This is a genomic window from Aminobacter ciceronei, from assembly GCF_014138625.1.
Taxonomy (GTDB): Bacteria; Pseudomonadota; Alphaproteobacteria; order Rhizobiales; family Rhizobiaceae; genus Aminobacter; species Aminobacter ciceronei.
Window position 1 is genome coordinate 164,495 of the sequence record NZ_JACJHY010000008.1, and the last position, 12,903, is coordinate 177,397.

A 12,903-nucleotide genomic window follows, 5' to 3' on the forward strand; every position below is an offset into this window, starting at 1 on the left:
CGAGACGTCTAATGCGGAAACACTCCCGCTTGATCTCGATCAATGCGGGAAGTCGCGTTGCCGCGCAGATAGAGCGCTGCGGTCGGATGCAGCGCGGGGCGAGGGAGGACGAATGGCGGATATGGACACCTACGCGAGGCGACCGGCTAGGCCGCCGGAAGTGCGCGCACTGACCGTAGCCGACATCAGGCAGAGCCTGGCGGAGGGCGCCGCCGACTTCGCCCGGAGCCCGCGCATCGGGCTCGCTATTGCGCTGGTCTTCGTGGTGATCGGCTTGGCAATTACAACGTCCCTGCTGGTGCTGCACGCCCCATGGCTGATCTATCCGTTCGCGATCGGCTTCCCGCTGGTCGGGCCCTTCGCCGCCGTCGGATTCTATGAGGTAAGCCGCCAAATGGAGGCCGGGCATAAGCCAACGCTTGGACAGGTCCTCAACTTGATCTGGGCCCAGCGCCGACGCGAAGTGTCGTGGATGGCTTTCGTCATGCTGTTCGTGTTCTGGGTCTGGATGTACCAGATCAGGCTGCTGATGGCGTTGATTCTCGGCCGCATGTCCTACGCCACGCTCGACCGCTTCGCCGATCTTGTGTTGACCACCAACCAGGGCTGGATCTTCCTCGGTATCGGCCATATCGAGGGCGCGGCACTGGCGCTGGTACTGTATTCCATCACGGTCATCTCAATCCCGATACTGCTCGACCGCGAAATCGACTTCGTCACCGCCATGCTGACATCGATCCGCGCGGTGCTGGCGAGCCCGCTTGTCATGCTCGGCTGGGGCCTGGTGGTGACGGTTGCGGTGCTGGCAGCCTGCTTGCCCTTTTTTCTCGGCCTCCTGGTGGTGCTGCCGGTGCTGGGCCATGCTACCTGGCATCTTTATCGCCGCGCAGTGGTTTAACGTACCCCTCCCCCAGCCTTCGAGACGCACAAGCCGAGGGAGTGCACGATGGATTATTAGTTCCAGGCAACTCCCGCGACCTGCCGGACAGCGGCATTAAGCCGGTTCCACACATTGATCGCCGCGATGCAGAGAAGCAGCGCCGAAATCGCCTTCTCGTCGTAGTAGCGCGTCGCCTCTTCCCAGACGTCGTCCGTCACCGGGTCGGACTTGTCGGCGATGCGGGTCACGGCTTCCGTCAGCGCAAGGGCTGCGCGCTCGGCCGGCGTGAACCAGGGCGTGTCGCGCCAGGCGGCGGCGGCGAAGATGCGGTCGTCCTTCTCGCCGAGCTTCCTGAGTTCGAGCGAATGCATGTGAACACAGACGCTGCAGCCGTTGATCTGGCTGGCGCGCAAATGGACCAGCTTGCGCGTCACCTCGGGCAGGCCGTCCCTCTCGGTCGCCTTGTTGAGCGCAAACAGCGCCTGCATGGCATCGGGAAGCAGGATGGCGGGGTTGGTCATACGAGCTTGCATGTGAGTCTTCCTTGTCGGGTTCGGGTCCATTCGATCTTGACGGCGCCGGCCCCGCGACAGTCTCTGTCACATCGGCCGGGATTCGTTCGTCATGGCCTTGACGGAACAGCAGCAGGGAATGTGACCTATGAACGAAGAAATTTTTCTGGCCGAAAAATTCGCCGAGAAGCGCGGGCATCTGCGCGCCGTCGCCTACCGCATGCTAGGCGCGGCCAGCGAGGCCGAGGACGCGGTCCAGGAGACCTGGCTGCGCCTGGCGCGCACCGACACCGACGACATCGACAATCTCTCGGGATGGCTGACGACGGTGGTGGCGCGCGTCTGCCTCGACATGCTGCGCCGGCGCAAGTCGCGGCGCGAGGAGCAGCTCGACACCGAAGGGCCCGACGAAATTGCCGACGATGCCCCTGCCGTCGATCCCGAACGCGAGCTGGCGATGGCCGACGCCGTCGGCCTGGCACTGCTGGTGGTGCTGGAGAAATTGGCACCGGCCGAGCGCATCGCCTTTGTGCTGCACGACATGTTCGACCTGTCCTTCGATGACATCGCCCCCGTCGTCGAGCGGACGCCGGTCGCGGCGCGGCAGCTGGCGAGCCGGGCCCGGCGCCGGGTCCAGGGCAGCGACGAGGCGCGCGCGCCCGACCGGACGCGTCAGCGGCAGGTTGTCGACGCGTTTCTCGCGGCATCGCGCGGCGGCGATTTCGCCGGCTTGCTTGCCGTGCTCGATCCCGACGTCGTGTTCCGCGCCGATGCCGTCGCCGCACATCTCGGTGCCGTTGCCGAACTGCGCGGCGCGCAGGCCGTGGCGCAAAGCTTCAAGGGCCGGGCGCAGGGCGCGCTGCCGGCGCTTGTCGACGGCGCGATCGGCCTGTTGGTCGCCCCGATGGGCAAGCTCCGTGTCGTGCTGATGCTCAGGCTCAACGGCGACAGGATCGTCGGCATCGACGCCGTCGCCGATCCGGAGCGGCTGGCACAGCTGAATCTGGCTTTGCTCGACTAGTCAGTAGAACCCTGCCTTCCAAAGATCGGTGGGCCGAGCGTGCCACAAGGCGCGCAGCCGATGCCGACGATCCGCCAAAACCCATCACTTTCCCGCAACATGGGCACTCTTGCCTTGCTGCCGCCGGATCGCGGGCGCAGAATTACGGGGCACGGCGGATGAGGAGGCCTTTTCTCTGAGCGGAGGAAAGCTCCATGAACGACCTGAACCTCACGACCCTTGACGGCGGGCTGGCAATGGTGAGCGCGCCTGTCCTCGATGCTTTCGCAGCAAGCCTGCGCGGCCAAGTGCTGAATGCCGGCGATGCCGGCTATGACGAGGCGCGTACGGTCTGGAACGCCATGATCGACCGTCGCCCCGGCCTTGTCGTGCGCTGCGTCGGCGCCAGCGACGTTATCGCCGCAGTCAAGTTCGCGCGCGACAACAAGCTGCTCGTCTCGGTACGCGGCGGCGGCCACAACATCGCCGGCAGCGCCGTGTGCGACGGCGGCATGATGATCGACCTGTCGCAGATGAGGTCGGTTCGCGTCGACAGGGTGGCGCGGCGAGCCTGGGTCGAGCCGGGTGCCATCCTCGCCGACGTCGACAAGGAAACGCAGGCGTTCGGCCTTGCGGTGCCGACCGGCATCAACTCGACGACGGGCATTTCAGGGCTAACGCTGGGCGGCGGCTTCGGCTGGACGACACGCAAGCTCGGCCTGACCATCGACAATCTGCTGTCGGCCGACGTGGTGACTGCGGATGGCGAGCTTGTGCGGGCGAGCACCGCCGAGCATCCCGACCTGTTCTGGGCGATACGCGGCGGCGGCGGCAATTTCGGCGTCGTCACCGCCTTCGAGTTCAAGCTGCATAAGCTCGGCCCGCAGGTGCTGTCGGGGCTGGTCGTGCACCCATTCGACGAGGCCAAGTCGGTGCTACGGCAATATCGCGAAGCGCTCGAGGACGCGCCCGACGAGCTGACCTGCTGGACTGTGATGCGGCAGGCGCCGCCGCTGCCGTTCCTGCCGGCGCAATGGCACGGCAAGGAGGTGCTGGTGCTGGCGATGTGCTGGTGCGGCGAGCTCGAGGCCGGCGAGAAGGCGACCGCTGCCTTGCGCGGCATCGGCCAGCCAATCGTCGACGTCGTCGGGCCGAACCCGTTCGCCGGATGGCAGATGGCGTTCGATCCGCTGCTTGCGCCCGGCGCGCGCAACTACTGGAAGAGCCACGACTTCATCGATCTGGAAGATACCACCATCGACATGCTCGACAGCGCGATCCGTGCCTTGCCGGGGCCGGAATGCGAAATCTTCGTCGGCCATGTCGGCGGCGCTGCCGGGCGGGTGGCGACCGATGCGACGGCATTTCCGCAGCGCAATTCGCACTTCGTCATGAACGTGCATGCGCGCTGGCGCGAAGCGTCGATGGACAAGGCCTGCATCGGCTGGGCCCGCAACATCTATGAAGCGACGCGGCCGCAGGCTGTCGGCACCGCCTACATCAACTTCATGCCGGCTGATGAGGCCGATCGTGTCGAGGCGGCTTATGGCGCCAACTACACCAGGCTGCTCGAAGTGAAGCGCAAATACGACCCCGACAACATGTTCCGCATGAACCAGAACGTTCACGCCAAGAAGACGCGCAAGGCGGCGTGACGCGTTTCTGTCGGCGGTGCTGAGAGCCCACGTCACGGACGTGCTCGACGAGGCCCCCACGCTGGATCCCTCCCCAAGAAAGGGGAGGGATAGGTCGGCGTTGCGCCTGCCTTTTCTCGGCCAAGCTTGACGGGCTCTCTCATTCTATATAACCCTTCAGTTATAGAATGAGAGAGCAGCGCCATGACCCCGTCCGAACGCCTTGACGCGACCTTTACCGCACTGGCCGATCCGACACGGCGGGCGATCCTGGCGCGACTGATGAGGGGCGAGGTTTCGGTGATGGAGCTGGCCGAACCCTTTGCCATGAGCCAGCCGGCGATTTCAAAACATCTCAAAGTGCTGGAGCGCGCCGGGCTGATCTCGCGCGGCCGCGACGCCCAGCGCAGGCCTTGCCGCATCGAGGGCGAGGCGCTGGCAGAAGTGACCGGGTGGCTCGATGAGTACCGAAAGGTCTGGGAGGGCAACTACAAGCGTCTCGACGCGCTGCTCGCTGATCTGCAGGCGAACCAGGGCAAAGCCTGAAGCGGAAGCGAGGAGAAGAAACGACGATGAGCCACAGACTGGAAGTGACGACGCCGAGCGACCGTGAGATCGCCATGACGCGTGTGTTCGACGCGCCGCGCGAGTTGGTGTTCGACTGCTGGACGATTCCCGCGTTGCTGAAACGCTGGATGACGGGACCGGACGGCTGGTCGTTTGCCGTCTGCGAGATCGACCTCAGCGTCGGCGGCACGTATCGCTTCGTCTGGCGCCATGACGACGGCCGCGACATGGGCATGACCGGGACCTATCGCGAGATCGCCAGGCCCGAAAGGATCGTCAGCGTCGAGCTGTTCGACATGGACTGGACCGACGGCGAGGCGCGCTCAACGCTGGTGCTGACGGAAAGGGACGGCCGCACGATTTCGGTCAATACAATGCTCTACAGCTCACGCGAAGCCAGGGACGGCGCGATCGCCATCGGCATGGCCAAGGGTGTCGAGGCCGGATACGACAGGCTCGACGGCGTGCTGGCCGAGCGGCTGGCTGCGCGGTAGCTCACGGCGTCCGGCAGGGACGCTCAGCGGCAGACGCGGCGATAGATGTTGCCGTAGAGCTCGATCTGGCAGTGTGATTTCATCACCGGGACTTCGGGCCGCTGCATCTGCGGTATCACGATCTGGCGGTCCTGCTCGCGCAGGCGCTGCTGCTCGGCCTGGAAATCGGCGCGGCCTTGCTGGCTTTGCAGGATCTGCAGCTCGTTGATCCTGCCTTCGCGGGCGAGCTGGTTGCGGTCGGGCTGGCCGGGCAGGTCGATGGCATGCGCCTGCACTGCCCCGGCAAGCAGAATGCCCGCCATCGTCAGAGCCCGTTTCGATCTCGCCATCTTCGCCATTGCAACACTTCCAGCGCGATAACCGCGCCTCACGAAGGTAGTGCGCCTATTTGCCGAAACAATGGCGCTAGCCGGCGCGCGTTTTTTCGGCGAGGAAATCGATGAAGGCACGGATGCGCGCGGCAAGGTGGCCGTGGCCGGCGAAGACGGCGTGGATCATCTCGATATTCTCAGGATTGTAGGCTTCAAGCACCGGCACCAGCGTGCCGGCGTCGATGTCGGCCTGGACCTGGAAACGCCCGCTGCGGATCAGGCCGACGCCGTCGAGGCAGAGCCGGCGCAGGCTCGGGCCGTTGTTGGCAAGCAGGTTGCCGCCGATGCGCTGTGCGAAGGTCTCACCGGTTGCCGGGTCGCGAAACATCCATTCGTCGCGGTTGCGCAGGAAGTTGAAGCGCAGGCAGTTGTGGCCAACGAGATCGGCCGGCTTTTCCGGCTCGCCATGCCGTTCCAGATAGGCAGGCGATGCGACGACGACGCGGCGGATCTCCAGGATCTTGCGCGCCTTGAGCGATGAATCGCGCAGCCTGCCGGACCGGATGGCGACGTCGGCGCGCTCTTCGTAGAGATCGATAACGCTATCGGTCAGCGACAGGTCGAGCTCGACCTCGGGATAAAGCCTCAGGAACTCGGCAATATGCGGCACGACATGGCTGGCGCCGAAGGCAACCGAGGCGCTGACCCTGAGCAGGCCGCGCGGCACGGCGTTGGCGCCGCCTGCGACGATGCGCTCGGCCTCCTCGATCTCACCTAGGATGCGGGCGGCGCGCTCGAGATAGACTTCGCCTTCCGGGGTCAGCTGCAGGCTGCGCGTCGAGCGCACGACGAGGCGCGTGCCCAGCCTGTCCTCGATGCGCGTGATCAGCTTGCTGACCGCCGACGGCGACAGGCCCAGTTGCCGGCCGGCGGCTGAGAAGCTCTTCAGCAAGACGGCCCGGACGAAGACCTCCATCTCACCGGCGCGATTGTCCATGGCTGGCCTCTTGTGAATCAAATTCACAAGCATTCGTCCATCATCGCGCATTATTGCGCAAGTACCCTTGCCCCATATGCAGCCACGGATCAACCGCGGCGCAGGCCGCCCATTCAACTCGGGAACGGTGCACGACATGCCCCTAGCCATCTTCGCGCTCACCATCGCCGCCTATGCGATCGGCACGACCGAATTCGTCATCGTCGGGCTGTTGCCTACGGTGGCCCAGGATCTTCACATCACTCTGCCGCTCGCCGGCCTGATCGTCAGCGTCTACGCGCTGGGCGTCACTTTCGGCGCGCCAGTGCTGACGGCGCTTACCGGCCGGATCGAACGCAAGCCCCTGCTGCTCGGGCTGATGGCGCTGTTCGTCGTCGGCAACACGGCAGCGGCGCTGAGCCCCAGCTACGAGCTGTTGCTTGTCGCGCGCGTGCTGTCGGCCTTTGCCCATGGCGTGTTCTTCTCGGTGGGCGCCACCATTGCCGCCGATCTGGTGCCGGAAAACCGCCGCGCCTCGGCGATCGCCATGATGTTCATGGGCCTGACGGTGGCGATCGTCACCGGTGTGCCGCTCGGCACTTTCATCGGCCAGACCTTCGGCTGGCGCGCCACCTTCTGGGGCGTCTCGCTGCTCGGCGTCATCGCCTTCGTCTCCATCGCTGCCCTGCTGCCCTCGACCCTCAACAAGGCCGCACCGTCCAGCCTGCTCGACCAGGTCCGCGTGCTCGGTTCCGGCCGGCTGCTGCTGGTGTTTGCGATGACCGCGCTCGGTTATGGCGGCACCTTCGTCACCTTCACCTATCTCGCCTCGATCCTCGAACAGATCACCGGCTTCCAGGCTTCGAGCGTCAGCCTGATCCTGGTGCTCTACGGTCTCGCCATCGCCATCGGCAACATTGCCGGTGGACGCATCGCCGACCGCAACCCGGTCAAGGCGCTGACGGTGCTGTTTGCATTGCAGGCTATGGTGCTGGTGCTGTTTTCCTTCACCGCGCTTTCGCCCGTGTGGACGCTGGCAACGCTGGCAGCACTCGGCTTCCTGTCTTTTGCCAATGTGCCGGGCCTGCAGCTCTACGTCGTGCAACTGGCCAAGGAGCATCGCCCGGGCGCCGTCGACGTCGCCTCGGCGCTCAACATCGCCTCTTTCAATCTCGGCATCGCACTGGGCGCCTGGATCGGCGGCTTGGTTGTCGCCTCGCCGCTCGGCCTTGGCGCCACGCCATGGGTGGGTGCTGTGCTGGTGGCCGGTGCCTTCGTGCTGACGGTATGGAGTGGCGTGCTCGACCGGCGCCAGGAACCGCTGTGCCAACCGGCTTAAGTTGATTGACCGGTTTCAGTGCCGACCTACCTAAGGGGCGGAGCCATCCGTCCGAATTTCCCACCGCCCCCAATTTCCTCTCAAGGAGAACATCATGAAATTCGTTACCGCCAATGGCGCGACAATCCCTGCCCTGGGCTTCGGCACCTTCCGCATGCCCGGCGCAGAAGTCCTCGAAGTGGTGCCTGAAGCGATCCGCAAGGGCTTTCGCCACATCGACACCGCCCAGATCTATGGCAACGAGGCCGAAGTCGGCCAGGCTATCGCCGCCTCGGGCGTGGCACGTTCGGACATCTTCCTGACCACCAAGGTCTGGGTCGACAAGTACCAGCGCGATGCCTTCGTCAGATCGGTCGACGACAGCCTGAAGAAGCTCCGCACCGACAATGTCGACCTGCTGCTGCTGCATTGGCCGAACGACGCGGTGCCGCTGGCCGAGCAGATCGGCGTGCTGAACGAGGTGAAAAAGGCCGGCAAGGTACGCCATATCGGCGTCAGCAACTTCAACACCACACTGATGGCCGAGGCAGTGAAGCTGAGTGACGCCAAGCTGGTGACCAACCAGGTCGAATACCATCCCTATCTCGACCAGACGGCGGTGCTCGACGCAGCGCGCCAGGCCGGCATGTCGGTCACAGCCTACTACGCCATGGCCGATGGCAAGGTGATCTCCGATCCCGTGCTGAAACAGATCGGCGCCGGCCACGGCAAGACGGCGGCACAGGTGGTGTTGCGCTGGCTGGTGCGGCAGGACGGCGTCGTCACGCTGACCAAGACGTCGACGCTATCGCGCCTGCCCGAGAATTTCGCCATCTTCGATTTCGACCTGTCGGCGGACGAGATGGCGGCGATCCATGCCCTGGCCACGCCGGGCGGACGCATCGTCAGCCCCGGCGGGCTGGCACCGGAGTGGGACAAGGCGGCCTGACTTGGGCCGCCTGACTTGGGGGCCGCCTGACCGAGCCTCCGGCGCGCCCTCATTGACGGCGCGCGTTGTTCTTCCTATCTGAGGGCGGTCAAGGGCGGGGAGCCCCTGCCGCCCGCAGCCGCAAGGCCCCGGTGAAGCTCCTCTTTGAAATTTCGTTTCCCTGTCGATGCGACGGCCGAAGCGGCAATGCGGGCTCCCGACTTTCACCACGCCGTTCGCGCATCGCGAAGGAGCGAAACCATGACCACAGGTCACGACTATAAAACCAATGCCCGCAGGCTGCGCGACGCGCTGGCCGGTGAGGGCATCGCCATCAGCCACGCCAAGGCGCTTGAACTCGTCGCCCGCCAGGAAGGCGTGCGCGACTGGAACACGCTGGCCGCGCGTCCCACCGACACCAAGTCCGAACAGGTCACCGGTGGCGTCCCCTTCGCCGTCGGCGAGACGGTGTCGGGCACCTTTAACGGCAATCCCGCCAAGGGCCGCGTCATCGGCCTCGAGGAGACGATCAAGCCGGATCTCTGGCGCGTCACCGTCGCTTTCAACCCGCCGGTGGACGTGTCGACGTCGAAGCTGTTTTCATCGGAGCGACGCCGCATCCAGATGGTTGTCGGCTCCGACGGCCGTTCGCGGCGACTGACCGGCACCGAAACCGGTGTGATGGCGCTCAGCCGCGCCTGATCCCCAATACCCTCTCCGCATCCAGCGGCCGTGGATCGTAGACGCGATCCGCGGCCGTTTTCGTTTGCGCCGGAGTGTCGACTCCCGACGCTGCGTCACCTGCCAACAACCATCTGGACAAATTTAAATGCAAATGCAAATATATTGCTGAGGAGGACGGAGGAGGCTTTTAGGCGGGATCGGGATTGCGCGGCTCGTTCATCGGCACCGATGGCGGGTACGGAAGACTTGCCAAGGCCCCTGTACGCAAGAAACGGAACACATCTCGCCACATTAGACGGAAGAGCGGGGCGACAGGCCGCGACAATCGCGCCTGTGCCGGTGACGGACAGAAGTCGTCGCTCGCCATATGCCCATGCATACTTAAAGGCTTGAAACAGTGACATGCGACCGGCAACCGCGTTGCCTGCCGCGCCAAGCGATCAAAGGGAGGAAGACAATTGGCATTCTCTAGACTAGCGGCCGGCATGGCCATGGCACTTGCACTTGCGCTGTCGGCCCCGGCCGGCGCCCAGGAAAAGCTCGTCGTCGGCGCCTACCCGGCCAATCCGCCATGGGAGTTCAAGACCGAAAGCGGCAGCTTCGAAGGCTTCGAGATCGACGTCGCAACCGAAGTCGCCAAGCGCCTCGGGCGTCCGGTCGAAATCCAGGACATGGGCTTTCAGGCGCTGTTCGCCGCCTCCAGCTCGGGCCGCATCGACTTTGCCGTGTCGTCGATCTCGGTCAACAACGAGCGCCTGCAGAACCAGTCCTTCACCCAGCCCTATTATGATGGCGACGGCACGGTTATCGGCCGCGAAGCGTCCGACATCGCCGGCCTCGACGGGCTGAAGGGCAAGGTCATCGGCGTCGTCGCCGGTACGACGGGCGAAGCCTGGGCCAAGGAAAACACCGAGAAGCTCGGCCTCGCCGAAGTGCGCAGCTACAACGCCCAGCAGGACCTTCTGCTCGATATCCAGGCGCAACGCGTCGATGGCGGTGCGGGCGAGCTGGCCGGCTTCCAATATGCCATGACCAAGACGCCAGGCTTCAAGGTGCTGGTGCGCATTCCGACCGGCGAGCGCTTCGCCATGATGGCGCGCAAGGACCACCCTGATATCGTTGCCGCCAACGACGCCGTCTCGGCGATGAAGGCCGACGGCACGATGGCCGCGATTCACAAGAAGTGGTTCGGCGTCGAACCGGACGCAGGCACCAGCACGACAACCTCGATGCCGCTGCCCAAGGCCGAGTGAGCCAACGGCTCGACCTGCAAACCGTTGAAACGACGCTGCGGCCACCCGGGGCCGCGGCGTCCTGCGCCCGGACCTCGCCATGGATCTGATCACCACCTTCTTCAACTGGGACATACTGGTCCGCAGTTTTCCGATGCTCATGCGCGGTATCGGCAACACCATCCTTCTCGGCATCGCCAGCATCATCTTTGGCGGCGCAGCCGGGCTGCTCGTCTGCCTGATGCGGCTCTACGGGCCGAAGCCGGTGCGCTACCTCGCCATCGCCTATGTCGATTTCCTCAGGGCGATGCCGATCCTGGTGCTGCTGATCCTGATCTATTACGCACTGCCCTTCGTTGGCATCCGCTTCTCCTCCTTCACCGCAGCGACGCTGGCGCTATCGCTGGTGCTTTCGGCCTTCACCGCCGAGGTCTGCCGCGCCGGCATCGAAAATGTGCCCAAAGGACAGTTCGAGGCCGCTTCGGCGCTGGGCATCGGCTTCTGGACGACGATGCGCACGGTGATCCTGCCGCAGGCGCTGCGTGTCATCATCCCGCCGCTGACCAGCAATTGCGTCTCGATCTTCAAGGACACGGCACTTGCCTCGGTCGTCGCCATGCCCGACCTGTTGAAGCAGGCAACCGACGCCCAGGCGCTGATGGCGAACCCGACACCGCTGATCGGAGCTGCTGCGCTCTATCTCGTCTTCCTGCTGCCGCTGGTCAGGCTGGTGAGCTTTCTCGAAGAACGCGGCAAGCGCCAGATGACGGCGCGCTGAGCCCGCGACAGCAACACGGAATTCCGCACGATGACGACGCCAGACGGCTCCGCCTACTTCCTCTACCACTCGATCGGCATGTATCCCGGCAAGGCCGAAGCCATGGCGGCGGGGCTGTCCGAATTCGCCGCGAGCTGGGGCGCCTTCGACGACGGCCAGTGGATGCGGGCGCTCGGCAAGCGCCAGCGCTTCATCGACCTCTGGAGCGATCTGATCGGAGCGCCGAAGGGCACGCTGACCTCGGCCGAGAACGTCACCACCGCGCTCTACAGCCTGATCGGCGCGCTTCCAGGCCATCATCTTGCCGGACGCCGCGTGCTGGTGACGGCAGATTGCTTCCCGAGCCTGCACTTCCTTCTCGCCGGGCTTGCGCCACGCTTCGGTTTCACGCTCGACACCGTGCCCATGCGCGACGGTGAAAGATGGGTACAGGACGACGACGTCATCGCGTCATGGGGCGAAGATGTCGGCCTGGCACTGCTGACGCAGGTGACCTCGACGTCCTCGCACCGCTGCGACCTCGACCGGTTGGCGGCCCATGGCCGCGCGATGGGCAGCCTCGTCGGCGTCGACATCACCCAGGGCGTCGGTCTGATCCCGTTCAAGGTCGACGCACCGGCGGTCGATTTCACCCTGTCGACGAGCCTCAAATGGCTCTGCGGCACGCCAGGCGCCGGCATCATCCATGTCGCAGAGCCCTTGCTCAGGGAATGCCGGCCCGAACTGCGCGGCTGGTTCAGCCAGGACAACATCTTCTCCTGGGATCTCGACGCCTTCGCCTATGCGCCGGATGCCCGTCGCTTCGACCACGGTACGCCGTCGGCACTGGCCTGCATCGGCTCGGTGCCGGCGCTGGAATGGCACGCGGCGCAGGACAAGACAGCACTGCTCGCGCACAACCGCAAGCTCGGCGCCGCGATCATCGCCAAGGCCGACGAGATGGGCCTGACGCTTGCCAGCCCGCGCGACGAAACGCGGCGCGGCGGCAGCATCATGCTGCGCCTGCCCGAGCAAACCGACACGGCGACGATCGTCAACGGCCTGCGCGAACATGGTGTTTTCACCGATTGCCGTGGCCGCATCCTGCGCCTGTCGCCCGGCACCGTCACGACGGAAGCTGGTATCGCGCGGCTGTTCGCCGGGCTGGACGCGCTGTTGTAGTCGGCCGACGCACTGGACGGGAGCCGGCCGGCTTGCTTTGATGCCCGCTTGGGCGGAGGCAAGCGATGGACCAGCACCCCAAGAAGCACCACGCCGGATGGCATCTGACCTCGCTTGCACGTGGCATGCGCGATGCGTTCGCCGATCCGCAGGTCCGCACCCTGCTGGTCGTCACCTCGACACTCGTCGCCGTTGCGTCCGTCGTCTACGTCTGGATCGAAGGCTGGAGCTATCTGGACGCGATCTACTTCTCGGTCATGACGCTGGCTACCGTCGGTTATGGCGATCTTGCGCCGCACACGGCACTCGGCAAGCTCTTCACCATCTTCTTCGCTCTGGTCGGCATCGGCCTGTTTGTCGTGCTGTGCTCATCCGTCGCCAAGCAGATCATCTTTCGCGTCACGGACGACGAAAACGAATAGAACGCG

General features: G+C 65.0%; 15 protein-coding genes. 12 read left to right on the forward strand and 3 right to left on the reverse strand.

All coding sequences use genetic code 11. The features are described from left to right. The first annotated feature begins 112 nt into the window (after window positions 1-112). Window positions 113-898 (forward strand): DUF2189 domain-containing protein, encoded by a 786-nt coding sequence (locus HNQ95_RS10835; protein WP_067955918.1) that lies wholly within the window; start codon window positions 113-115, stop codon window positions 896-898. A gap of 56 nt (window positions 899-954) precedes the next feature. On the opposite strand, the gene HNQ95_RS10840 is transcribed toward HNQ95_RS10835, so the two are convergent. Further along, window positions 955-1,413 carry a carboxymuconolactone decarboxylase family protein gene (locus tag HNQ95_RS10840; RefSeq protein WP_182574048.1) on the reverse strand — a complete coding sequence of 153 codons (459 nt, stop codon included), beginning with the start codon at window positions 1,411-1,413 and terminating at the stop codon, window positions 955-957. A gap of 127 nt (window positions 1,414-1,540) precedes the next feature. Between HNQ95_RS10840 and HNQ95_RS10845 the strand changes: the two genes are divergently transcribed. From HNQ95_RS10845 to HNQ95_RS10860, 4 genes are all read left to right on the forward strand, one after another. Further along, window positions 1,541-2,413, forward strand: coding sequence for a sigma-70 family RNA polymerase sigma factor (locus tag HNQ95_RS10845; RefSeq protein ID WP_154386269.1), 873 nt, complete (start codon window positions 1,541-1,543; stop codon window positions 2,411-2,413). 194 nt (window positions 2,414-2,607) lie between these two features. Further along, a complete protein-coding gene (locus tag HNQ95_RS10850) occupies window positions 2,608-4,047 on the forward strand; it encodes an FAD-binding oxidoreductase (protein WP_154386268.1) in 1,440 nt (479 codons plus the stop codon). A gap of 183 nt (window positions 4,048-4,230) precedes the next feature. Then, window positions 4,231-4,572, forward strand: a complete 342-nt coding sequence (locus HNQ95_RS10855) for an ArsR/SmtB family transcription factor (RefSeq protein WP_154386267.1) — start codon at window positions 4,231-4,233, stop codon at window positions 4,570-4,572. Between the two features lie 26 nt (window positions 4,573-4,598). Then, entirely contained in the window at window positions 4,599-5,087 is a 489-nt protein-coding gene (locus tag HNQ95_RS10860; RefSeq protein WP_182574049.1) for an SRPBCC family protein, read from the forward strand. Between the two features lie 23 nt (window positions 5,088-5,110). Here HNQ95_RS10860 and HNQ95_RS10865 read toward each other — a convergent pair whose 3' ends face one another. Both HNQ95_RS10865 and HNQ95_RS10870 read right to left on the reverse strand, forming a co-directional pair. After that, window positions 5,111-5,389: a hypothetical protein gene (locus HNQ95_RS10865; RefSeq protein WP_246719234.1), complete on the reverse strand. Its 279-nt coding sequence runs from the start codon at window positions 5,387-5,389 to the stop codon at window positions 5,111-5,113. Between the two features lie 103 nt (window positions 5,390-5,492). Continuing rightward, complete coding sequence (locus HNQ95_RS10870; protein WP_182574050.1) at window positions 5,493-6,395, reverse strand: LysR family transcriptional regulator; 903 nt, start codon at window positions 6,393-6,395, stop codon at window positions 5,493-5,495. A gap of 136 nt (window positions 6,396-6,531) precedes the next feature. Between HNQ95_RS10870 and HNQ95_RS10875 the strand changes: the two genes are divergently transcribed. The 7 genes from HNQ95_RS10875 to HNQ95_RS10905 all read left to right on the forward strand — a co-directional run bounded on the left by HNQ95_RS10875 (window position 6,532) and on the right by HNQ95_RS10905 (window position 12,897). Next, window positions 6,532-7,713: an MFS transporter gene (locus tag HNQ95_RS10875; protein ID WP_154386265.1), complete on the forward strand. Its 1,182-nt coding sequence runs from the start codon at window positions 6,532-6,534 to the stop codon at window positions 7,711-7,713. A gap of 94 nt (window positions 7,714-7,807) precedes the next feature. Then, on the forward strand, window positions 7,808-8,641 hold the full coding sequence (locus HNQ95_RS10880; RefSeq protein ID WP_182574051.1) for an aldo/keto reductase: 834 nt from the start codon (window positions 7,808-7,810) through the stop codon (window positions 8,639-8,641). 240 nt (window positions 8,642-8,881) lie between these two features. Next, entirely contained in the window at window positions 8,882-9,322 is a 441-nt protein-coding gene (locus tag HNQ95_RS10885) for a glyoxalase superfamily protein (RefSeq protein ID WP_182574052.1), read from the forward strand. Between the two features lie 473 nt (window positions 9,323-9,795). Beyond that, window positions 9,796-10,557 (forward strand): ABC transporter substrate-binding protein, encoded by a 762-nt coding sequence (locus HNQ95_RS10890; RefSeq protein WP_246719235.1) that lies wholly within the window; start codon window positions 9,796-9,798, stop codon window positions 10,555-10,557. A 79-nt stretch (window positions 10,558-10,636) separates the two neighbouring features. Further along, on the forward strand, window positions 10,637-11,314 hold the full coding sequence (locus HNQ95_RS10895; RefSeq protein WP_182574053.1) for an amino acid ABC transporter permease: 678 nt from the start codon (window positions 10,637-10,639) through the stop codon (window positions 11,312-11,314). Between the two features lie 30 nt (window positions 11,315-11,344). Next, the gene (locus HNQ95_RS10900) at window positions 11,345-12,475 is read left to right on the forward strand and encodes an aminotransferase class V-fold PLP-dependent enzyme (protein WP_182574054.1); all 1,131 of its coding nucleotides are present in this window, start codon (window positions 11,345-11,347) and stop codon (window positions 12,473-12,475) included. A 65-nt stretch (window positions 12,476-12,540) separates the two neighbouring features. Beyond that, complete coding sequence (locus tag HNQ95_RS10905; protein ID WP_067955894.1) at window positions 12,541-12,897, forward strand: potassium channel family protein; 357 nt, start codon at window positions 12,541-12,543, stop codon at window positions 12,895-12,897. Window positions 12,898-12,903: the final 6 nt, after the last annotated feature.